Origin of the sequence: Duganella fentianensis (assembly GCF_009857835.1) — a bacterium.
GTDB lineage: Bacteria > Pseudomonadota > Gammaproteobacteria > Burkholderiales > Burkholderiaceae_D > Rugamonas > Rugamonas fentianensis.
On the sequence record NZ_WWCL01000004.1, the window covers coordinates 158,531 to 179,578 of the forward strand.

Here is a 21,048-nt window from a genome sequence, read left to right on the forward strand (position 1 = left end):
GATCCCGTGCTTTATTTGCGGGCGATCAGCAGGCCGACGATGACGCCCAGTGCAGCACCGAGGCTGACCGACTTCCACGGATTTTCGTGCACATAGGCACCGGCCGAGTGTGCGGCGCTGCGGCCGCGCTCCTGCAGGCTGTGCTGCAACTGCTGCAAGTCCTTGCGTGCCGTGCTCAGAGTTTCGTGAAACTGGGTCTGGGCGGCCGTGGGCGCCTTGCTGGGTTCTTTGTCCTTGTCGTCCTGCAGCCAGCCTTCGGCGGCGCCTATGGCGGTTTTCAGTTCGCTCATCAGGCGATCGCGTGCATCGCTGCTGGCGGCTTTGCTTTCGGCTATGTCTTTACCATTCTGCTGGGTATGTTCCATGCTGTCCTCACTGTAGATGGGCCTGTACCGGGCCGCGAGTTACGAATGTAGCCTGAGCACGCGGGTGCCGGCGCGCGTTTGCCTGTGTGCAAAGAGTCGTGCCAGCGCTGCTGCAGGCTGCCAGCACGGCGGGGTGTGCGGCTAGCGCAGCGCGTAGTCGAGCAGTACGCCGGCAAACACGGCAGCGCCTAGCCAGTTGTTGTGACGGAAGGCGTAGAAGCAGGCGTCGCGCTCGCGCGTGCGGATCAGCGTGTAGTGGTAGGCGGCGATACCGGCCGCCACTACGATGCCGCCCAGATAGAACAGGCCCATGTTCAGCATGCTGCCGCACACTAGCAGCAGGCCCAGATGGGCCGCGTAGCACAGCATGATGGCGGCTACGTCGTACTGGCCGAAGGTGATGGCGGAAGTCTTGATGCCTATCTTCAGATCGTCGTCGCGGTCCACCATGGCATAGGCCGTGTCATAGGCCACGGCCCAGAACACATTGCCCAGCAATAGCAGCCAGGCCACGGGCGGCACACTGTTCTGGATGGCGGCAAACGCCATCGGCATGCCGAAGCCGAAGGCGATGCCCAGATAGGCTTGCGGGATGGCGAAGAAGCGTTTGAAGTAGGGGTAGCTGGCAGCGATGATCACGGCGGCCACGGACAGCTGCTTGGTCAGGGTATTCAGCGGCAGGATCAGGCAGAACGACAGGATGGCCAGCAGGCCGGCGACGGCCAGCGCTTCCTTGCCGCTGATGCGGCCACTGGTGATGGGCCGTTCGGCCGTGCGCTTGACGTATTTGTCGAAATCCTGATCGGCGTAGTCGTTGATGGCGCAGCCGGCCGAGCGCATCAGCAGGGTACCGAGCGAAAAGATCAGCACCAGTACGGGATCGGGGTGGCCGTTCGAAGCCATCCACAGTGCGCACAGGGTAGGCCAGAGCAGCAGCAGTGTGCCTATGGGTTTATCGAGTCGGACCAGACGGTAATAGAGTGCCAGCTTGTTCATCGTGTGCGCTACAGGATGGGAAAGTAGCGATTATCGCAAATCCTGAGCGCTTGCGCTGCCTCAGTCGCTGCCGCTGACAGGGGTAATGCCGGGCAGGTTGCAGCCGGCGACTACTTCGCAGATGGCGTCGATGGCGGCTTTGCGGGTAAAGCTCTTGCGCCAGACGATGACCACGCGACGCGAAGGTACGGGCTGGTCGAACGGGCGGAACTGCAGCATGCCGTCCCTGCTTTCCATGTCAGGCACGGAGGCGCGCGGCAGCACGGTCAGGCCTATGCCGCTGGCCACCATATGGCGTATGGTTTCCAGCGAAGAGCCTTCAAACGTGCGCTGCATGCCATTGCCCGGCGTGGCATAGCGCGCCATCTCCGGGCAGACTTCCAGTACCTGGTCGCGGAAGCAGTGGCCATTCCCCAGCAGCAGCATGTTTTCCGTCTTCAGATCGTCGGCAGGGATGGTGCGGCGTTTGCACCATGCGTGCTGGGCCGGCATGGCCACCACGAAGGGTTCGTCATACAGGGCTTGCACGGCCATGCCGTGTTCGGGCAGGGGCAGCGCCATGATGGCGGCGTCCAGCTCGCCCTGACGCAGCATTTCCAGCAGGCGTACCGTGAAGTTCTCCTGCAGGATCAGCGGCATCTGCGGCACTTTGTCTATCATGCCTTTGACCAGCGGCGGCAGCAGGTAGGGGCCTATGGTGTAGATCACACCCAGACGTAGCGGGCCGGCCAGCGGATCTTTATTCTGTTTGGCCAGCTCTTTGATGGCGGCGGTCTGTTCCAGCACGCGTTCGGCCTGGGCCACGATCTGCGCGCCCAGCGGGGTGACGGAAATTTCCGCGCCGCCCCGTTCGAACAGTACTACGCCCAGTTCATCTTCGAGTTTCTTGATGGCGACCGATAACGTCGGCTGCGCAACGTAACACGCTTCGGCGGCGTGGCCGAAGTGCTTGGCTCGGGCAACTGCTACGATGTATTTCAGTTCGGTCAGAGTCATGCAGGTATTTGAACACAGCCTATGTTGGTATGCAATAAATCTCGACCGATTGTCGCGCCGCCACCGATATAATGTGGGTTGCTCTGAAGCATCGAAAGGCTGATATGACTACCCCGTTTGGTCCGGAAGAGGCGCAAGCCTATCTGCACAAGCTGCTCAAGGTGATGCATCACATGGGCGCTTCCGATCTGTTTATTGCGGCTGATTTTCCGCCCAGCGTGAAAGCGCAGGGGGCGATGAAGCCGCTGAGCCAGCAGAAGCTGACGGGCCATGTGACCCGTGCGCTGGCGCTGTCCATCATGAACGAGAAGCAGCAGCGCGAGTTCGAAACCGAGCTCGAATGTAACTTCGCCATCTCGCTGCCCGAGGTGTGCCGCTTCCGCGTCAACGTCTTCGTGCAGCAGCAGAGCGTGGGCATGGTGATCCGTACCATCGCTTCGGAAATCCCCAACTTCGACAAGCTGGCCCTGCCGGAAGTGCTCAAGGATGTCATCATGAGCAAGCGCGGGCTGGTACTGGTGGTGGGTGGCACGGGCTCGGGCAAGTCCACCACGCTGGCCGCCATGATCGATTACCGCAATGCCCACTCGGCCGGCCACATCATCACGGTGGAAGACCCGGTCGAATACGTGCACAAGAACAAAGGCTGTCTGATTACGCACCGCGAAGTGGGCGTCGATACGCTGTCGTGGCATAACGCGCTGAAGAACACTTTGCGCCAGGCGCCCGATGTGATCCTGATCGGCGAAATCCGCGATACGGAAACCATGGAGCATGCCATCGCGTTTGCCGAGACGGGCCACCTGTGTCTGGGTACCCTGCATGCCAACAATGCCAACCAGACCATGGACCGCATCATCAACTTCTTCCCGGAAGAGCGGCGCAACCAGTTGCTGATGGATCTGTCGTCGAATCTGCGCGCCATCGTGTCGCAGCGCCTGATCCGCACGGAAGACGGTACGGGCCGCAAAGCAGCCATCGAAATCCTGCTCAACACGCCGACCATAGCCGAGATGATCTTCAAAGGTAACTTCCACGGCATCAAGGAGATCATGCACAAGTCGCGCGAACTCGGTATGTGCACGTTCGACCAGGCGCTGTACGAACTTTATAATAACGGTTACATCGCTTACGAAGAAGCGCTGCGCAATGCCGACTCGGTGAACGGTTTACGCCTGCAGATCAAGCTGCACGGCGGCCGCAAGGAGCCGGCAGAAGGCGCCGCGACGCCGGCCGATACGCTCAGCATGCAGCTCGATGACGAGGCGGCAGAAGGCGATCAGCAAGCAGATAGCAAGTAAGTAGCAAACAAGTAGCAAACAAGTAGCAAGTAAGGCAGCACCCGATTCAGTATCACTATAGGAAGTAACCCATGCCACAATTCGAAGAAAAAATCTGCAGCCGCGACCAGCTGGCAGCGCGTGTGGCAGCGCTGCCCAAGCCCGTGGTCATGACCAACGGTGTGTTTGACATACTGCATCGCGGCCATGTCACCTATCTGGCCCAGGCCCGCGCTCTGGGCGCTTCGCTGGTGGTGGCGGCCAATACCGATGCCTCCGTCAAGCGCCTGGGCAAGGGCGATGACCGCCCGCTCAACAACTGCGCCGACCGCATGGCCGTACTGGCTGCGCTGGAATCGGTCGATCTGGTGGTGGAGTTTGATGAAGATACGGCCTTGCAGGCCGTGCTGACGGCGCGTCCGGAAATCTATGCCAAAGGCGGCGATTACCAGATGGACGAAATTCCCGAAGGGCTGGCTGTGCTGGCCTATGGCGGTGAAGCCGTGGCGATCGAATTCGAACACGACCGCTCCACCACCAAATTACTCACCAAAGTGCGCTCGCACAAGCTGCAAGGCTGACACCCTTGCGGTATCAGGCGCCGCCGGCATAGCCGTTCTGGCGCCACGCTTCAAACACCACCACGGCCACCGTGTTCGACAGATTCATGCTGCGGTTATCGGGCCGCATGGGCAGGCGGATGCGCTGGGCCGGAGCGAAACTTTCGCGCAGGGCCGGATCGAGGCCGCGCGTTTCCGAACCGAATACAAAGACATCGCCGGGCTGGAAGTTCGCTTGCGCAAACGGCGAGGAGCCGTGCGTGGTCATGGCGAACATGCGTTCCGGCGCCGGCTGCACGGCGGCCAGAAACGCCTCCCAGTCCGGATGCACTTTCATGCGCGCGTACTCGTGGTAATCGAGCCCCGCGCGCTTGAGTTTCGAGTCTTCCAGCGGAAAGCCCAGCGGTTCTATCAGATGCAACTGCGCGCCCGTGTTGGCGCACAGGCGGATCACATTGCCCGTATTCGGTGGAATTTCCGGTTGAACTAAAACGACATGAAACACGTGCTTCTCCTTAATGCAATTCAATGGGGCGGTGTGCGGGCGAACACCAGATTACTGATACGGCTGGCGCCATAGCGCTGCAGCGTGGCCGCAATTTCCTGCAAGGTACTGCCGCTGGTCATCACATCATCGACGATGCCGATGTGCCGGCCGCGCACCTGCACCGCAGTGCTGACAGCAAACGCAGCGGCCAGATTGTGCTGGCGCGCGCTGGCCGTGACCAGGCTTTGCGGCGCCGTATCGCGCACCCGCAGCAGCAAGCGTGGCGCCAGTGCGATGCCGAGCTGGCGCGCCAGCGGACGGGCGATTTCCAGCGCCTGATTGTAGCCCCGTTCTGCCAGCCGGCGCGGCCCCAGCGGCACGGGGCAGAGCAGTTCGGGCAGGCGGTAGTCCGGCTGGCGCAGCACGGCATCGCGCAACTGCTGCGCCATCAGCCCTGCGTAGGCCAGCCGCTGGTCAAATTTCAGCTGCAGCACCAGCTGGTCTAGCGGCAGCGCATAGCTGCATGCCACCACGGTCTGCGCATAGGCTGGCCGTTGCTGCTGACACTGGCCGCATAGCTGCGGCAGCACCGCTTCTGTCGTGGCCAGCCCGGCAGGCTGGGCCGGCACTGCGTCTGCTACGTGCAGCGCGCTGGCGTCCAGCGTGGCCGGTGGCAGTTGCGGCAGCGGATTGGCACAGCAGGCGCAGCGCAAGCCGTTGGCGGCGGCGCTGAAAAACTGCGCGCAGCAAGCGGGGCAGAGCAGAGCCCCCGCCTCGGCGTCGCCGCACAGGGCGCAGGCAGGCGGCAGCAGGGTATCGAGCAGGCGCTGCGCAGTGCGGCGCCCAAAGTTAGCCAGATTGCGCGGCAGGCGCGCGGATGCAGGCGGTGCAGCGGCAGACATAGCAGCCTCCGGACGCGAGAGTCTCCAACCATGTACACTGCCGACATTATCGCATTACATCGCCCTCATCACCATGCAAGCCCCTGCCCAACCTCCCAAACTTAGTGCTCCTATTGATCTGCAGCGTGTACGCAGCCTGTTCCAGCGCCCGCAGCGCGTGGCCGCAGCGGATTTCCTGCGCCGTGAAATTGCGTCGCGCATGTTCGACCGGCTGGAACTGGTCAAAATTGCCCCCCAGCGCCTGATCGATGCCGGCTGCGGCATGGGCGCCGATCTGCCCCAGTTGCAGAAAACTTATCCCGCGGCCCAGATACTGGGCGTGGACGCGGCCCTGCCGATGTTGCAGGCGGCGCAGAAGCCGGGCAGCCGTGGTTCTTCGCTGAACCAGCTGCTGAGCAAGCTGCTGCCGGCCAAGGCTGGGGTGGACCTGCTATGCGCCGATTTTGCCGAGCTGCCGCTGGGCCATCTGAGTGTCGATCTGCTGTGGTCGAATCTGGCGCTGCACTGGCACCCCCAGCCGGACCGCGTGTTTGCCGAATGGCGCCGCGTGCTGCGGGTGAACGGCTTGCTGATGTTTTCCTGCTTTGGTCCGGACAGCCTGCGCGAGCTGCGCGCTGCCTTTGGCGAGGCGGATCTGGCCGAACATACCTTGCCCTTCGTCGACATGCACGATTTCGGCGACCAGCTGGTGGAAGCCGGCTTTGCCACGCCCGTGCTCGATATGGAAACCATCACTGTCACTTACGACACGGCGCAAGCCCTGCTGGCCGATGTACGTGCGCTCGGTGGCAACCCGCTGGCCACCGTGCCGCGTGGCCTGATGGGCCGCCAGCGCTGGCAGCGCATGCTGGCTGCGCTGGAGCGCGGACGCCGTGCAGATGGCAAGTTAGCGCTCACTTTTGAGGTCATTTATGGACACGCCTTCCGTCCCCAGGCGCGCATGACGTCAAGTGGTGAGGCCATAATCCGCTTTGATTTACCACGAAAAGGGCCAAAATAGGGTTTTTCTATCGGAAGTGTGGTAAGCCTAGCAAGTCGAAATCTTGATATAGATTATTTCTTGAGCGTGGTAGTCTACTTATATATAATCGGCCAACAAATTTTGCCTTCGGACCAAGCTGCCAGCCATAAAAAGGCAGCCTGAACCGGAGGCGGATAGCAGCGAGCACGAACGAGCAGTGGAATTAAGCAGAATCGGGCTTTTTTATTGTCCTTAGGCAGCATCGAGGACGCTAGCTAGGCCCTAAGGCCCCGCCGGGCGCTTGTCGGAGCAGTGTTACCGACGAGTCTGGCATGGGGCCTGAGGTTGTTTAAGGAGCGACGCCGGTTCAGTTCACCGAAATCCGGAGTCGTTAAAAAATATACTAATTTTTAATTTCTTGGGTGGTTGGGGACAACATGAAACATGCGAAACGACTTCCATCGTTGATGCTCGGACTGTCAGTGATGGCAGCCAATATCCCAGCGTGGGCGGCTGAAGCGGCAGGCAGTTATACGTCGGCTACGGGCGGTACCGGCGGACCTGTCGCCGGCGAACTGAATTTGCAACCGCCGGCAACCCAGATTGCATCGGAAATCTACAGTCTGCACACGTGGATGATGATGGTCTGTCTGGTCATCTTCGTCGGCGTGTTCGGCGTGATGTTCTACTCTATCTTCAAACACCGTAAGTCGCTTGGTCACAAACCGGCGACCTTCCATGAATCCACCGCCGTCGAGATCGCCTGGACCGTGGTGCCTTTCCTGATCGTGATCGGAATGGCACTGCCAGCCACGCGCACCGTGGTAGGCATGAAAGACACCTCGAATGCCGACATCACCATCAAGGTCACCGGCATGCAGTGGAAATGGGGCTATGACTACCTGAAAGGCGAGGGCGAAGGCATTTCCTTCCTGTCCAACCTGTCCACCCCGCGTTCGCAAGTGGGCGCACCCGGCTTCGAGCCGACCGAAAAACGTGGCGACAACTACCTGATGGAAGTCGATCAGGAAGTGGTTGTGCCGGTCAACAAGAAAATCCGTCTGGTCACTACGGCCAACGACGTGATCCACTCCTGGTCGATTCCCGCCTTCGGCGTGAAACAGGATGCGATTCCCGGTTTCGTGCGCGATACCTGGTTCAAATCGGAACACACGGGCACCTTCCGCGGTTACTGCTCGGAACTGTGTGGCAAGGAACACGCTTTCATGCCTATCGTGGTGCGCGTGGTCAGCGATGCTGATTACAGCGCCTGGGTCGCTGCCAAGAAAAAAGAAATGGCCGCACTGGCCGATGATCCGAGCAAGACCTGGACTATCGACGAACTGAAAACCAAGGGCGAAAAAGTATATGCCGCCAATTGCGTAGCCTGCCACCAGGCCAACGGCAAGGGCATGCCCGGCACCTTCGCACCACTGGACGGCTCGCCTGTTGTAACGGGCCCGAAAGCGGAACAGATTAACGTGCTGTTGCACGGTAAGAAGAGCGGTAAATATGGCACGGAGATGCCAGCGTGGAAGCAACTGTCGGATACGGATATTGCTGCGGTGATCACCTACACCCGCAATAGCTGGTCGAACAAGGCCGCCGAAAACATCGTCCAACCAGCCGAAGTTGTGGCTGCACGTAAGTAATCAGGAGCGTTACAAATGAGCACTAGCACTTTAGATCACGCGCACGATCACCATGGCGACCACGCGCACGACCATCCACATGGCCTGTCGCGCTGGCTGTTTGCCACCAACCACAAGGACATCGGTACGCTGTACCTGTGGTTCTCGCTGATTATGCTGATGTCGGGCGGCGTACTGGCCCTGATGATCCGCACCGAGCTGTTCAAGCCGGGCCTGCAGTTCTTCCAGCCCGAGTTCTTCAACCAGCTGACCACCATGCACGGTCTGGTGATGGTGTTTGGCGCCATCATGCCAGCCTTCGTAGGCTTCGCTAACTGGATGATCCCGCTGCAGATAGGCGCATCCGATATGGCGTTTGCCCGTATGAACAACTTCTCGTTCTGGCTGCTGCCACCGGCAGCGCTGCTGCTGGCCGGTTCCTTCTTCGTGCCGGGCGGTGCCACGGCGGCCGGCTGGACCCTGTACGCGCCGCTGTCTAGCCAGATGGGCATAGGCATGGACATGGGTATTTTCGCCATGCACCTGATGGGCGCCTCCTCCATCATGGGTTCGATCAACATCATCGTCACCATCCTCAACATGCGCGCGCCCGGCATGACGCTGATGAAGATGCCGATGTTCTGCTGGACCTGGCTGATCACTGCCTACCTGCTGATCGCCGTGATGCCTGTGCTGGCCGGCGCTATCACCATGACCCTGACCGACCGTCACTTCGGTACCTCCTTCTTCAACGCCGCTGGCGGTGGTGATCCGGTGATGTATCAGCACATCTTCTGGTTCTTCGGTCACCCTGAGGTGTACATCATGATTCTGCCGGCCTTCGGCATCGTTTCGCAGATCCTGCCAGCGTTCGCCCGCAAGCAGCTGTTCGGTTACGCTTCCATGGTGTACGCCACCGCGTCGATCGCGATTCTGTCCTTCATCGTGTGGGCCCACCACATGTTCACCACCGGTATGCCCGTGACGTCGCAGCTGTTCTTCATGTACGCCACCATGCTGATCGCCGTACCGACTGGCGTGAAAGTGTTTAACTGGGTCGCTACCATGTGGAAGGGTTCGATGACTTTTGAGACCCCGATGCTGTTCACCGTGGGCTTCATCTTCGTGTTCACCATCGGCGGCTTCACCGGCCTGATACTGGCAGTAACCCCGATCGACATCCAGCTGCAGGACACCTACTATGTGGTGGCGCACTTCCACTACGTGCTGGTGGCCGGCTCGCTGTTTGCCCTGTTCGCCGGCTTCTACTACTGGTCGCCGAAATGGACTGGCCATATGTACAACGAAGGCATGGGCAAGTTCCACTTCTGGGCTTCGCTGATCACCTTCAACATCACCTTCTTCCCTATGCACTTCCTGGGTCTGGCCGGTATGCCACGCCGCTATGCCGACTACTCGGCCCAGTTCACCGACTTCAACTCGATCGCTACCATCGGTGCTTTCGGTTTCGGCCTGTCGCAAGCCTTCTTCCTGTTCTTCGTCGTGCTGCCGACCATCCGTGGCGGCAAAAAAGCCGAAGCCAAGCCATGGGAAGGCGCGGAAGGTCTGGAGTGGACCGTGCCTTCGCCAGCACCGTTCCATACTTTCGAAACCCCGCCACAGGTGAAGTAATCGTGAGCCAGCCTAGCAAAAAGACGAACAACGCTCGTACCGGCTGGCTGCTGGCCGGTCTGGCACTGTTCTTCTTCGTGTCGGTATTCGTTAAACGCATGTGGCTGAGCTAACGTGAGCGACGAACCAGCCAGCCGTGGTCTGAACCGCACTTTACTGGGCAAGCTGATCGTCGTCGCGATTCTGATGTTCGGCTTTGCCTACGCGCTCAATCCGTTCTACCGCCAGATCTGCGAAGCACTGGGCATCAATGTGCTGACACAGAAAGACGGCACGGTGAGCGCGCCGGTAAATACGCAGATCGATACCACGCGTCAGGTGGTGGTGGAGTTCGACGGCAATGCGCAAGGCCCGTGGCGTTTCCGCCCCGTGACGCACAGCATGACCGTGCATCCGGGCGAACTGGTAACGGCCATGTATGAAGTGGTCAATACGCTCAACCGTCCCGTGAGTGCGCAAGCCATACCGAGCTACGCACCACAGAACGCCATGCCGCATTTTAAGAAGGTCGAGTGTTTCTGCTTCAAGCAGCAGACCTTGCAGGCCAACGAAGCAAAGCAGATGCCGGTGGTGTTTTTCATCGATCCGGCCCTGCCCAGGGATGTGAAAACGATTACCCTGTCCTACACTTTCTTTGAAGTGGGTGGACTGGAAAAAACAGCAGCACGCTAAGGCTTAAGGGGTGGCATGGAATCGAACAAGCAGGCCTCGTTCCTGTATTCGCTGAAAGCGGTGATCTGGTCGTTCTTCGGCCTGCGCCGCAAAAGCGATTTCGACAGCGACGAAGCGAAACTCAATCCGCTGCACATCATCATTGCAGCGCTGATCGCCGTGGCCTGCTTTATCGGCACCCTGATCACCATCGTCAAATATGTAGTTTTAAAATAAAACGAAGCACACTCGAAAAAGTGAGGAGATGAAGATGAGTTCACATAACGCTGCGGCACCGTACTATTTTGTGCCAGGTCCATCCAAGTGGCCGCTGATGGCCGGTATGTCCCTGCTGACCACCATGATAGGCGCGTCGGCATGGGTCAATGATGTGTCGTGGGGTCCGGCCGTGAATTACATCGGTCTGGCAGCCACGCTGGCCGTGCTGTTCTGCTGGTTCGGCGATGCGATCCGCGAATCGGAAGGCGGCCAGTACAGCCAGCGTATCGATCATTCCTACCGCTGGTCCATGGGCTGGTTCATTTTCTCCGAAGTGATGTTCTTCGGTGCCTTCTTCGGTGCGCTGTTCTATGCCCGTTCCATCTCCATGCCATGGCTGGGCGATCTCGATCACAAAGCCATCTGGCCTGATTTCGTGCCGCACTGGGGTAACACGGGGCCGGCCGGTACGGTGCAGGAATTCAAGACCATGGGGCCATATCCTATCCCGACCATCAACACGGCGCTGCTGCTGACCTCGGGCCTGACGCTGACTATTTCGCACCACGCTCTGCGTGCGGGCGAGCGCGGTAAAACCGCCTTCTGGCTGTTCGCTACCGTGCTGCTGGGTGCCGTGTTCATGGGCTTCCAGGCATATGAGTACCACCATGCCTACACCGAACTGAATCTGAAGCTGACTTCGGGCATCTACGGTTCCACCTTCTTCATGCTGACCGGCTTCCACGGCTTCCACGTGACCATGGGCGCGATCATGCTGTCGGTGGTGCTGCTGCGTGTACTGAAAGGCCACTTCACGCCGGAAAACCACTTCGCGTTCGAAGGTGCTGCATGGTACTGGCACTTCGTGGACGTGGTCTGGCTCGGTCTGTACGTTGTGGTGTACTGGCTGTAAGCCGAAAGTGTGCTGACCGCAGCGCCTGCGCTGCGGTCGCTGTAGCGACGAAAAAAAGCCGCATGCGGGGAAGCCCGGATGCGGCTGTTTTTTTAGCGCCAGGGGCGCGCTACATGCGGATGCCGGTGGGGTGGATGTAACCGAGTTTGTTGGCCAGCAGCAGGGCGGCAAACAGCGCTATGGACAGTCCGACGCGCACAGCGAGCGCGCGCACGGTATTATTCGTCTTGCCCTTGTCACGCATGAGGAAGAAAAATGCCGAGGCGAGGCTGCCGATGATCAGGATGAAGGCGATGGCGACAACGATTTTCATGTGGGCGGCAGTCGTTAAATGTCTGGAAAGGGAGAACTCATTGTAATGCGTATTCGCTTCCGCTTTAAGCTAATTCCGTTTATCGCGACGGTGCTGGTGGTCACGCTGGGCATACAGCTGGGCAACTGGCAGCAGCGCCGCGCGGCGCAGAAGCTGGTGATGCAGAGCCAGCTGGAGCAGGGCCAGCATGCGGCGCCGCTGCGGCTGGATGGCGCAGCGCTGGCAGCCGAAGCGGTGGAATTCCGCCGCGTGCAACTGGAGGGTGAATTTGTCCGTAACTGGCCGCTGTATCTGGATAACCGGCCGTATCAGGGCCGTGCCGGCTTCTATGTGCTGATGCCGTTCCGCCTGACGGGCAGCGGCATGCACGTGCTGGTGATGCGTGGCTGGGTGCCGCGCGACGCCCGGCAGCGCGACCGTCTGCCGGCGCTGCTCACTCCGGCCGGTCCCGTGACGCTGAGCGGGCTGGCCAGAGTCGGCACCGGTCATGTGATGGAGCTGGGTAGTGCCGCGCCGCTGACGCCAGGTGCCATCGTCTCGAATGTCGATCCGCTGCAGCTGGCCAAGGATAGCGGCCTGACCATGCAGCCTTTCGTGGTCGAGCAGCACGTAGCGGCCCAGCCGGCGGGCGATGATGCCAGTCTGGTGCGCGACTGGCCGGCGCCGGCGCTGGGGGTGGAAAAAAATCAGGGCTATGCACTGCAGTGGTATGCGCTGTCGGCAATGGCCGTTGTCTTCTTTGTTGTGAATGGATTTAGACGTGGAAAAAAAGCAGATTAACCGTTTGAAGCTGCTGGCCGTGCTGGCCGTATGTGCTGCACCTTTGCTGGCTTCCTACTTTACCTATTACGTGATCAAGCCGCAGGGCGGTGCCACCAATTCCGGCAGCCTGATCGATCCGCGCCAGCATCCGATACCGGCCATGGCCAGCACCACGCTGGATGGCCAGCCGCAGACGCTGGAACAGTACAAGGGCAAGTGGATCATGCTGAAAGTAGGACCATCCGATTGCCAGCAAGCCTGTCAGGACCAGCTGTTCGCCATGCGCCAGCTGCGCACCATGCAGGGCAAGGAAATGGAACGCATCGAACGGGTCTGGCTGATTACCGACCAGCAGCCGCTAGCTACCATGCTGCTGCGGGTGAACGATGGCACGCGCATGCTGCGCGCACCGGCCGACGTGGTGGCGCGCTGGCTGCCCACCGAAGCGCAGGGTGATCAGGCGGCCGATCATGTCTACCTGATCGACCCGCTGGGCAATCTGATGATGCGCTTCCCCAAAGGCGCCGTATCGAGCGATATCGAGCAGGTGAAACGCGTACATAAAGATATCGCCAAACTGCTCAAGGCTTCCGCCATAGGTTAAATAGGCTCATCATGCATCTGACTCTGGCCCAGATGGCCGTAACGGCCCTGCTGGTGGCGCTGCTGCCACTGACACTGGTGTGGACTTCGTCCGACGTCAGCAAATACCGCAAGCTGGTGTGGGTGACGGTATTCCTCACCTTCGACCTGATCGTGTTCGGCGCGTTTACCCGCCTGACCGATTCCGGCCTCGGTTGCCCGGACTGGCCCGGCTGCTATGGCGCGGCCAATCCCTTCCTCGCTCATGAGGAAATCGTCGCGGCCGAAGCGCTGATGCCGACCGGCCCCGTCACCGTCTTCAAGGCATGGATAGAAATGATTCACCGCTATCTGGCCATGGCCATCGGCGTGCTGATCGTGGCAATGCTGGCGCAGGCGTGGTATCAATGGCGCCGCCGGGCCGCCACGCCGGCCGGACGCCGGGCCGATTATGCGCCGCTGATCCCTACGCTGCTGTTCTTTGCCGTCTGCCTGCAGGGCGCGTTCGGCGCGTGGACTGTCACGCTCAAGCTGCAGCCCGTAATCGTCAGCACCCATCTGCTGCTGGGTATGGGGCTGCTGGCCTTGCTGGTGTGGTATGGCTGCCGTCAGGACCAGCTGATTACGCCGGCGCGCACGCTGACAGCCTCGCCGCCGGCCATGCGTCGCATCCGCTGGCTGGCCGGCCTGTCGGCGGCGCTGCTGCTGGTGCAGCTGGCGCTGGGCGGCTGGACCAGTACCAATTATGCCACGCTGGCCTGTACCGAATTCCCTCTGTGCGGTGGCGAGCTGGTGCCGCCCATGGACTTCGAACACGGTTTCACCCTGTGGCGCGCGCTGGGCAAAACGGCGGCCGGCCACTACCTGCCGTTTTCTGCGCTGACGGCGATCCACTGGGTACATCGCAATTTTGGCCTGCTGCTGGCCATCGTGGCAGGCTACACGGCCTGGCGCGCGTGGCAGCATACGGCGCTGCAGCGCACGGCGCGCTGGCTGGCCCTGACGCTGCTGCTGCAACTGGCCACGGGCATCGCCACTATTTATCTCAACTTCCCGCTGGCCATCGCCGTGCTGCACAACGCCGGTGCGGCGCTGCTGGTGCTGTGGCTGACCATGTTAAACTATCAGGCAAAATGCCAGTTTGAGCTGGCCCTTGCTACTAATGCCACTGCGGCCGCGCATGCGCAACATGGCCGCAAAGATAACACCCCCTCATGACCACACAGACTGTCTCTTCCAAGCTTCCTAGCCGTGCCGCCCAGTACTGGGCGCTGACCAAGCCGCGCGTGACCCAGCTCGCGGTGTTCTGCGCCGTGATCGGCATGTTTCTGGCGACCGATGGCATGCCCGACTGGCGCTTGCTGATCGCCGCCACGGCCGGCATCTGGCTGCTGTCCGGCGCGGCGTTTGCCGTCAACTGTCTGGCTGAGCGCGAAATCGATGCGCGCATGGCGCGTACCGCGCGCCGCCCTATGGCGCTGGGTGAAATCACTGTGATGCAGACGGTGGTGTTCGCCGCCGTGATCGGTGGCGCCGGCATGTGGATACTTTACACGCTGGTCAATCCGCTCACCATGTGGCTGACCTTTGTTACCTTCGTCGGCTACGCCATCATCTACACCATGATCCTCAAGCCGGCCACGCCGCAGAACATCGTTATTGGCGGCCTGTCCGGTGCCATGCCGCCCGCACTGGGCTGGGCTGCCGTGGCCAACGATGTGCCCATGCAGGCCTGGCTGCTGGTGCTGATCATCTTCGTCTGGACCCCACCGCACTTCTGGGCGCTGGCCATGTACCGCCGCGATGACTATGCGCGTTCCGGCCTGCCCATGCTGCCCGTCACGCACGGCATGCAGTTCACCCGCTTCCACGTCTGGCTGTATTCGATCGCGCTGGCGGCCACCACGCTGATGCCGTATGCAGTGCGCATGTCCGGCCTGATCTATCTGGTCAGCGCCATCGTGCTGAATGCCGTATTCCTGCACCATGCCTGGAAAATCTACCGTCATTACACCGACCTGATTGCACGCAAGGCGTTCACCTGGTCCATTATTTACCTGTCGCTGCTGTTCGCCGCTCTGCTGGTGGACCACTACTTCAAAATATGAAAAAACTGTTTGCTGTGGGTTCTACCGCCCTTGCCCTGGCCCTGACTGTGCTGACTGGCTGCGGTGAAAACAAATCGTCCGCGCCTAAGGTAGCATTCCAGAACACCGACCTGACGGGGCTGGCCTACGCCAAGGACTTCGCCCTGACCGACCACACGGGCAAGCCGCGCACGCTGGGCGACTTCAAAGGCAAGGTGGTGGTGATGTTCTTCGGCTATACCCAGTGCCCCGACGTCTGCCCCACCACGCTGACGGAAATGGCGCAGGTGATGCAGGAGCTGGGGCCGCAGGCCGATCAGGTGCAGGTGCTGTTCGTCACCGTCGATCCCGAGCGTGATACCCAGCCGCTGCTGGCGCAATATGTGCCGACCTTCGACAAGCGCTTCATCGGTCTGTACGGCACGGCCGAGCAGACTGCCGCCGTGGCCAAGGAATTCAAGGTGTTCTACGCCAAAGTGCCGGGCAAGAATCCGGGCAGCTATTCCATGGACCACACGGCCGCCAGCTATGTGTTCGACCGTCAGGGCAAGATCCGCCTGATGGTGCGCAATGGCCAGGGCCCGGCGTCGGTGGTGCATGACGTGAAGCTGTTGCTGGCCCAGTCCTGATCCATGCACGACCGCTATCAGCCCTACACCCGTCTGGCCGCTATCGTCCTGCTGCTGGTGGGCTGTGTGGCGGTGCTGCGGCCGTTTCTGGCAGCGATACTGTTTGCTGCGGCGATCACCATCGCCAGCTGGCCCGTCTATCTGTATGTGCTGGCGCGCTGCCGCCAGCGCCGTTCATTGGCCGCCGCCATCATGAGCGTGGCGCTGACGCTGCTGATCATCGCGCCGCTGACGGCCGTGACGTGGAATGTGGCCGACAACATCAGCGTGTTCTACGACCATATAAAAGCCAGTCTGGATGGCGGCACGCTGGCGCCACCGGCGTGGCTGAAAGACATCCCGCTGCTGGGCGAAGCGGCCGATAACTATCTGCGCAAGCTGCTGGGCAGCCGTGAAGAATTACTCAATCTGGCCAAGAATCTGCTGGAACCGGCGCGCCGTCTGCTGCTCGGTGCCAGCGTGGTGCTGGGCAGCGGTGTGGCCCAGGTCAGTCTGGCCGTGTTTGTCAGCTTCTTCCTGTACCGTGATGGCGCGGCTCTGCACGAAACGTTGCAGCTGGCCATGCAGCGCCTGATCGGTCCGCAGGGCCAGCTGGTAACGGAGACAGTCAGCCGCACCGTGCGCGGCGTGGTGTATGGTTTGCTGGGTACGGCGCTGGCGCAGGCTGGCGTGGCCGCGATCGGCTTCCTGATCGCCGGCGTGCCGGCCGTGGCGCTGCTGTCGGCCGCCACCTTCCTGCTGTCGCTGGTGCCGGTGGGGCCGCCGCTGGTATGGGGTGGTGCTGCCATCTATCTGTTCGATGCGGGCCAGACCGGCTGGGGCATCTTCATGCTGGTGTGGGGCTTCTTCCTGATCAGCAGTGTCGATAACGTGGTCAAGCCCATGCTGATCAGCCGTGGCAGCAGCCTGCCATTCATCCTCGTGCTGCTGGGCGTGACGGGCGGCGTGCTGGCCTTCGGCTTTGTCGGCCTGTTTATCGGCCCGGCACTGCTGGCCGTGGCACTGGGCCTGCTGAATAACTGGAGCGCGCCGGCGTCGCAATAGACGCCGTTTGGGACTTCAAGCGCGCCGCCTGGTTTGCAAGGACTGGCGCAGTAACTGGCCAGGCTTTAATCGTGTTCGGCGTGATCGTCGGTGTCGTCGCGCGGGATGACTTTCACCAGCAGGATGCGCGGGCCGTTCATCTTGCGCGCCACGATATCGAATTCCTTGAAGCTGATGCGCTGGCCCTGTTTGGGGATATCGCCCAGCTTGAGCATCAGCAGGCCGCCCACCGATTCCACGTCTTCGATACCCAGTTCCTCGTTTTCGATATCGATGCCGAGTGCCCGTTCCAGCGAGACGATGGGCAGGCTGGCCTTGCCGACCAGGGTGCCGTCGGGCTGCTTGAGCCAGTCGTTTTCATTCAGGCGGAATTCGTCGTGGATTTCCCCCACCATGGCGCCAAGCAGATTATCCAGCGTGACGAAGCCCAGCGGGCGCTTGCCTTTTTCGCCTATCAGGGCGAAGTGGGGCGCGCCGTCACGGAAGCGGCGGAACTGTTCCAGCGCAGGCGTGCGGGCAGCTATGGTTTCGACCGGACGCAGGAAGGGCACGAGGTCGGTCACCGGCTTGCCGGACTGCTGGGCAAAGAACAGATCCTTCAGGTGGATCACGCCCAGCACCGTCTCGCCATCCTCATCGTAATAGGGATAGCGGCTGAAGCGGTTGCGCAGCATGGTGTCCAGATTTTCCTGCAAGGTGCGGCTGGCATGCAGGGCGATCACTTCGTTAATCGGCCGCATCAGGTCGGACACCGACATATCGCTCAGGTCCAGCGTGTGCGCCAGTATCTTGCGTTCTTCCTGATTGAAGTTTTCGCCGGGCTGGCTGGTGCGCAGTATCAGTTTCAGTTCGTCGATCGAGTAGTGGCTGTCATGGCCACCCTTGCCGGACAGGCCGGCCAGACCCAGTACCATGGCGGCGCTGGCATTGAGCACCCAGATAAACGGATACATGGCCCAGTAGAAGCCGTACAGGGGCAGGGCGCTCCACAGGCTGACGGCTTCCGGCAGGCGGATCGCCAGCGATTTGGGTGCCAGTTCGCCCACCACGATGTGCAGGAAGGAGATCACGCCGAAGGCGAACACGAAGGCGATGCCGTGTACCAGCTCCGGCGAGCTGATGCCGATGAACGACAGCAGCGGCTCCAGCAGGCCGGCGAAAGCCGGTTCGCCGACCCAGCCCAGACCCAGCGAAGCGAGCGTGATGCCCAGCTGGCAGGCGGACAGATAGGCATCCAGTTCGCCGTGTACGGTGGCGAGTATGCGGCCACGCAGGCCCTGGGTTTTGGCGATGGCGCGCACACGGGTTTTGCGCAGGGTGACGATGCCGAATTCGGCGGCCACGAAGAATCCGTTGAGAGCAACCAGGATCAGGGCCAGCACGACAAGCAGTAGGTTTTGCATAGAGAGACGGTAACCGTCAGCAGTGTAAAAACACGTATCTTAGCCGACTGTTGCCGTTCCCGCTAAAAAGGGCGGACTGCAACAATGTGTGTAAATTGGCGCAAGTGCTTGCGGTATAGTGGGGCGATTATAAAAATGCTATCAACTACCGTACATGGAAACCGCCGATTACCAGAGCATAGGGCAGATCATTTATGGCTACGCCCGGGCGCGTAACGAGTTTGCCATGCTGCTGTCATCGCTATGCGAGATTGCACTGCATGCGCCGCTCACGCTCGATGCCGAACTGGCACTGATCGATACGGCGCGCCTGCGCGTACGCGCGGCCGGTCTGGGACGGCAGGTGGTGACGGACTTCGACGCTCTGCTGGACTGCTTCCGCGCGCTGCAGCAGATCGACGCGCTGCTGCGTCCCGTGCCGCCCGGCGGCGAGGGCAGTGCCATGCTGCCTTATCAGCGTCAGTTGCAGACTGCGCGCAAGCTGCTGGAAACCTGCCGCCACGGCCTCACGCCGCTGCTATAAACCCCCTAGCTAGACACTGACGCTGAACGGACCGTCATGCACGGTGTTGAGGATGGCCTCGATGGCGGGGTGGGTGATCTTGCGCGCGTTGGAGATGGCATAGAACTGTTCGCGCAGTTCCGGCGCATGGCCCACCAGTACCACTCCGAACTGGGCCTTGATATCGGCTTCCAGCGCCGCTGGCGCAAAGAACAGCCCCATGCCGTTACGGCCGAAGGTGTTGAGCATGGCGTTGTCCTCGAACTCGCCGGCGATTTCCGGCCTGACTCCGTGCTCGATAAACCAGGCATCGATGCGCCCGCGCAGGGCGTTGTTACGGGTCGGTAGCAGCAGCGGTGCACCATGCAGGCTGGCCGGGAAATTGCGCCGGTAGCGCCGCGCCAGATGCTGTGTGCCATAGAGCTGCATATCGCTTTCGCCCAGCAGATGGCTGAAGACTTTCAGGCTGCCGCCGGCACGCACGGTGCGGTCGGTCAGCACCACGTCGAGCTTGCCGAGTGCCAGATCGGCCAGCAGCGATTCGAATTCATCTTCCATGCACACCAGCCTTACCTGCTGGTCCAGCTGCTGGGTGGCCTGCAGCAGACGGTAGGCCACCAGCTTGGGCAGCGAATCGGAAATGCCCACTGTCAGGCGCATGGTACCGGCGTCGGACGCTTCCAGCGCATCCTGCAACTGGTCGCCCAGCAGAAAAATCTGCTCGCAATAATTGAGCGCCAGCTTGCCTGCTTCGGTCGGCACCAGCCGGCGCCCCTGCGGCTCCAGCAACTGCTTGCCTATGCTCTGTTCCAGCAGGGCCAGCTGCATGCTGATGGTCTGCACGGCCAGCCCCAGCCGCTCGGCAGCGCGCGTGACGCCGCCTTCTTTGGCCACCATGTAGAAGAAATACAGGTGGCGGAAATTCAGTCCCGAAGTTTTCATATCTTCTGTTTTTTCGAAGTAATGCTTCAATTATCTTCTATTTTTTAAATTGCTGTTTTTCTCTACACTGCCTCCCATCGTTAAAACAATATGTGAGTAAAACATGAAGCACTTCAAAGTGTCTTTTCTCGTTACTGCGCTCTGTCTGGCAGCAGCGGGCTGGTGGGGATTCGAATTAAGCGGCTGGGGCGGTGCCCTGTCGGCGGTCGGTATTGCGGCGATTCTGGCAGCGATGGAAGTGTCGCTGTCGTTCGATAACGCGGTGGTGAATGCGTCCGTACTCAAAACCTGGGACGACTACTGGCAGAAGCTGTTCCTCGGCGTGGGCATCATCATCGCCGTGTTCGGTATGCGCTTGCTGTTCCCGCTGGTGATCGTGGCGGTGGCGGCAGATATCGGTATCACGGATGTGTGGCATCTGGCGCTGAATGATCCGAAAACCTATTCCATGCACCTGACTAATCACCACGCGGAAGTGGCAGCCTTCGGCGGCATGTTCCTGCTGCTGGTGTTCCTCAACTTCCTGTTCGACCACGAGAAGGAAGTGCACTGGCTGGGCCACGTCGAGCAGAAGCTGGGTGCGCTGGGCAAGGTGTCGTCGATTGCGGTGATGATCGCCATGGGCGTGCTGCTGGGCTCCATGAGTCTGGTGGCGGAAGCACAGAAGCTGGTGGTGCTGATCTCGGGTCTGTGGGGCATTCTGATCTACGTCGGCGTGGATGCGATCAGCAACCTGCTGGAGAAGGAAGAAGAGGGCAGCAATGTCGGCGAGATGGTCAAGAAGGGTGGTATCGGTGGCTTCCTGTATCTGGAAGTGCTGGATGCTTCGTTCAGCTTCGACGGTGTGATCGGCGCGTTTGCGATTACCACCGACGTGGTGATCATCATGCTGGGCCTGGCCATCGGCGCGATGTTTGTGCGTTCGCTGACGGTGTATCTGGTGAAGAAGGGCACGCTCGACGAATTCGTCTTCCTCGAACACGGCGCCCACTATGCCATCGGTATCCTCGCCGCGATCATGCTGGCCAGTATGAAGTACCACATACCGGAACTGTTCACGGGTCTGATCGGCGTGGCCTTTATTGCTGCCTCGCTGTGGTCCTCGGTACGCCACCGTCGCCAGCAGGAAGCTGCGGCGCTCACGGCTTGAACCGGTGCATGTAAAGAATACGTAAAGAATACGGCGCGCCG

Annotated in this window: 25 protein-coding genes; 17 read left to right on the top strand and 8 right to left on the bottom strand. The window is 60.7% G+C overall.

The window, feature by feature from the left end; translation table 11 throughout:
- Nucleotides 1-11: 11 nt before the first annotated feature.
- The 3 genes from GTP23_RS17790 to GTP23_RS17800 form a co-directional block, all read right to left on the bottom strand.
- Entirely contained in the window at nucleotides 12-365 is a 354-nt protein-coding gene (locus GTP23_RS17790; protein WP_161036359.1) for an ElaB/YgaM/YqjD family protein, read from the bottom strand.
- A gap of 141 nt (nucleotides 366-506) precedes the next feature.
- The gene (gene ubiA, locus GTP23_RS17795) at nucleotides 507-1,361 is read right to left on the bottom strand and encodes a 4-hydroxybenzoate octaprenyltransferase (RefSeq protein ID WP_161036360.1); all 855 of its coding nucleotides are present in this window, start codon (nucleotides 1,359-1,361) and stop codon (nucleotides 507-509) included.
- Nucleotides 1,362-1,421: 60 nt separating this feature from the next.
- Nucleotides 1,422-2,357 carry a hydrogen peroxide-inducible genes activator gene (locus GTP23_RS17800; RefSeq protein ID WP_161036361.1) on the bottom strand — a complete coding sequence of 312 codons (936 nt, stop codon included), beginning with the start codon at nucleotides 2,355-2,357 and terminating at the stop codon, nucleotides 1,422-1,424.
- A gap of 104 nt (nucleotides 2,358-2,461) precedes the next feature.
- On the opposite strand from GTP23_RS17800, the gene GTP23_RS17805 reads away from it, so the two are divergent.
- A complete protein-coding gene (locus tag GTP23_RS17805; RefSeq protein ID WP_161036362.1) occupies nucleotides 2,462-3,658 on the top strand; it encodes a PilT/PilU family type 4a pilus ATPase in 1,197 nt (398 codons plus the stop codon).
- A 71-nt stretch (nucleotides 3,659-3,729) separates the two neighbouring features.
- Complete coding sequence (gene rfaE2, locus GTP23_RS17810) at nucleotides 3,730-4,218, top strand: D-glycero-beta-D-manno-heptose 1-phosphate adenylyltransferase (RefSeq protein ID WP_161036363.1); 489 nt, start codon at nucleotides 3,730-3,732, stop codon at nucleotides 4,216-4,218.
- Between the two features lie 13 nt (nucleotides 4,219-4,231).
- Here the strand turns inward: rfaE2 and trmL are convergent, their stop codons facing one another.
- Both trmL and GTP23_RS17820 read right to left on the bottom strand, forming a co-directional pair.
- Nucleotides 4,232-4,702: a tRNA (uridine(34)/cytosine(34)/5-carboxymethylaminomethyluridine(34)-2'-O)-methyltransferase TrmL gene (trmL, locus tag GTP23_RS17815; protein WP_161036364.1), complete on the bottom strand. Its 471-nt coding sequence runs from the start codon at nucleotides 4,700-4,702 to the stop codon at nucleotides 4,232-4,234.
- Between the two features lie 20 nt (nucleotides 4,703-4,722).
- Nucleotides 4,723-5,586 carry a ComF family protein gene (locus GTP23_RS17820; RefSeq protein ID WP_161036365.1) on the bottom strand — a complete coding sequence of 288 codons (864 nt, stop codon included), beginning with the start codon at nucleotides 5,584-5,586 and terminating at the stop codon, nucleotides 4,723-4,725.
- Between the two features lie 73 nt (nucleotides 5,587-5,659).
- Between GTP23_RS17820 and GTP23_RS17825 the strand changes: the two genes are divergently transcribed.
- The 7 genes from GTP23_RS17825 (at nucleotide 5,660) to GTP23_RS17850 (ending at nucleotide 11,593) form a co-directional block, all read left to right on the top strand.
- A complete protein-coding gene (locus tag GTP23_RS17825) occupies nucleotides 5,660-6,586 on the top strand; it encodes a methyltransferase domain-containing protein (protein ID WP_161036366.1) in 927 nt (308 codons plus the stop codon).
- Between the two features lie 398 nt (nucleotides 6,587-6,984).
- On the top strand, nucleotides 6,985-8,199 hold the full coding sequence (gene coxB, locus GTP23_RS17830; RefSeq protein ID WP_161036367.1) for a cytochrome c oxidase subunit II: 1,215 nt from the start codon (nucleotides 6,985-6,987) through the stop codon (nucleotides 8,197-8,199).
- 15 nt (nucleotides 8,200-8,214) lie between these two features.
- Entirely contained in the window at nucleotides 8,215-9,810 is a 1,596-nt protein-coding gene (gene ctaD / locus GTP23_RS17835) for a cytochrome c oxidase subunit I (protein WP_155434305.1), read from the top strand.
- Between the two features lie 2 nt (nucleotides 9,811-9,812).
- Nucleotides 9,813-9,923, top strand: a complete 111-nt coding sequence (locus GTP23_RS22830) for a cytochrome oxidase small assembly protein (RefSeq protein ID WP_308494810.1) — start codon at nucleotides 9,813-9,815, stop codon at nucleotides 9,921-9,923.
- 1 nt (nucleotide 9,924) lies between these two features.
- The gene (locus GTP23_RS17840; RefSeq protein WP_161036368.1) at nucleotides 9,925-10,482 is read left to right on the top strand and encodes a cytochrome c oxidase assembly protein; all 558 of its coding nucleotides are present in this window, start codon (nucleotides 9,925-9,927) and stop codon (nucleotides 10,480-10,482) included.
- Between the two features lie 15 nt (nucleotides 10,483-10,497).
- The gene (locus GTP23_RS17845; RefSeq protein WP_155434306.1) at nucleotides 10,498-10,698 is read left to right on the top strand and encodes a DUF2970 domain-containing protein; all 201 of its coding nucleotides are present in this window, start codon (nucleotides 10,498-10,500) and stop codon (nucleotides 10,696-10,698) included.
- A gap of 34 nt (nucleotides 10,699-10,732) precedes the next feature.
- A complete protein-coding gene (locus GTP23_RS17850; protein ID WP_161036369.1) occupies nucleotides 10,733-11,593 on the top strand; it encodes a cytochrome c oxidase subunit 3 in 861 nt (286 codons plus the stop codon).
- A 109-nt stretch (nucleotides 11,594-11,702) separates the two neighbouring features.
- Here GTP23_RS17850 and GTP23_RS17855 read toward each other — a convergent pair whose 3' ends face one another.
- Complete coding sequence (locus tag GTP23_RS17855) at nucleotides 11,703-11,906, bottom strand: twin transmembrane helix small protein (protein WP_161036370.1); 204 nt, start codon at nucleotides 11,904-11,906, stop codon at nucleotides 11,703-11,705.
- 45 nt (nucleotides 11,907-11,951) lie between these two features.
- Between GTP23_RS17855 and GTP23_RS17860 the strand changes: the two genes are divergently transcribed.
- Genes GTP23_RS17860 through GTP23_RS17885 form a run of 6 tightly spaced genes read left to right on the top strand, consistent with a single transcriptional unit; the run spans nucleotide 11,952 to nucleotide 17,010 of the window.
- The gene (locus GTP23_RS17860) at nucleotides 11,952-12,686 is read left to right on the top strand and encodes an SURF1 family protein (protein ID WP_161036371.1); all 735 of its coding nucleotides are present in this window, start codon (nucleotides 11,952-11,954) and stop codon (nucleotides 12,684-12,686) included.
- Nucleotides 12,655-13,272, top strand: coding sequence for an SCO family protein (locus GTP23_RS17865; protein WP_161036372.1), 618 nt, complete (start codon nucleotides 12,655-12,657; stop codon nucleotides 13,270-13,272). Before GTP23_RS17860 ends, GTP23_RS17865 begins: the two co-directional genes overlap by 32 nt.
- Before the next feature lie 11 nt (nucleotides 13,273-13,283).
- A complete protein-coding gene (locus GTP23_RS17870) occupies nucleotides 13,284-14,468 on the top strand; it encodes a COX15/CtaA family protein (RefSeq protein ID WP_229256160.1) in 1,185 nt (394 codons plus the stop codon).
- Nucleotides 14,465-15,358, top strand: coding sequence for a heme o synthase (cyoE, locus tag GTP23_RS17875; RefSeq protein ID WP_161036373.1), 894 nt, complete (start codon nucleotides 14,465-14,467; stop codon nucleotides 15,356-15,358). The genes GTP23_RS17870 and cyoE overlap by 4 nt, the downstream gene beginning before the upstream one ends.
- The gene (locus tag GTP23_RS17880; protein ID WP_161036374.1) at nucleotides 15,355-15,966 is read left to right on the top strand and encodes an SCO family protein; all 612 of its coding nucleotides are present in this window, start codon (nucleotides 15,355-15,357) and stop codon (nucleotides 15,964-15,966) included. Before cyoE ends, GTP23_RS17880 begins: the two co-directional genes overlap by 4 nt.
- Before the next feature lie 3 nt (nucleotides 15,967-15,969).
- Nucleotides 15,970-17,010 carry an AI-2E family transporter gene (locus tag GTP23_RS17885; RefSeq protein ID WP_161036375.1) on the top strand — a complete coding sequence of 347 codons (1,041 nt, stop codon included), beginning with the start codon at nucleotides 15,970-15,972 and terminating at the stop codon, nucleotides 17,008-17,010.
- A gap of 65 nt (nucleotides 17,011-17,075) precedes the next feature.
- On the opposite strand, the gene GTP23_RS17890 is transcribed toward GTP23_RS17885, so the two are convergent.
- Nucleotides 17,076-18,413, bottom strand: a complete 1,338-nt coding sequence (locus GTP23_RS17890; protein WP_161036376.1) for a hemolysin family protein — start codon at nucleotides 18,411-18,413, stop codon at nucleotides 17,076-17,078.
- Nucleotides 18,414-18,567: 154 nt separating this feature from the next.
- On the opposite strand from GTP23_RS17890, the gene GTP23_RS17895 reads away from it, so the two are divergent.
- The gene (locus GTP23_RS17895; protein ID WP_161036377.1) at nucleotides 18,568-18,936 is read left to right on the top strand and encodes a hypothetical protein; all 369 of its coding nucleotides are present in this window, start codon (nucleotides 18,568-18,570) and stop codon (nucleotides 18,934-18,936) included.
- Nucleotides 18,937-18,945: 9 nt separating this feature from the next.
- Here the strand turns inward: GTP23_RS17895 and nhaR are convergent, their stop codons facing one another.
- Complete coding sequence (nhaR, locus tag GTP23_RS17900; protein WP_161036378.1) at nucleotides 18,946-19,857, bottom strand: transcriptional activator NhaR; 912 nt, start codon at nucleotides 19,855-19,857, stop codon at nucleotides 18,946-18,948.
- A gap of 103 nt (nucleotides 19,858-19,960) precedes the next feature.
- Between nhaR and GTP23_RS17905 the strand changes: the two genes are divergently transcribed.
- The gene (locus GTP23_RS17905) at nucleotides 19,961-21,007 is read left to right on the top strand and encodes a DUF475 domain-containing protein (RefSeq protein WP_161036379.1); all 1,047 of its coding nucleotides are present in this window, start codon (nucleotides 19,961-19,963) and stop codon (nucleotides 21,005-21,007) included.
- Nucleotides 21,008-21,048 lie beyond the last annotated feature (41 nt).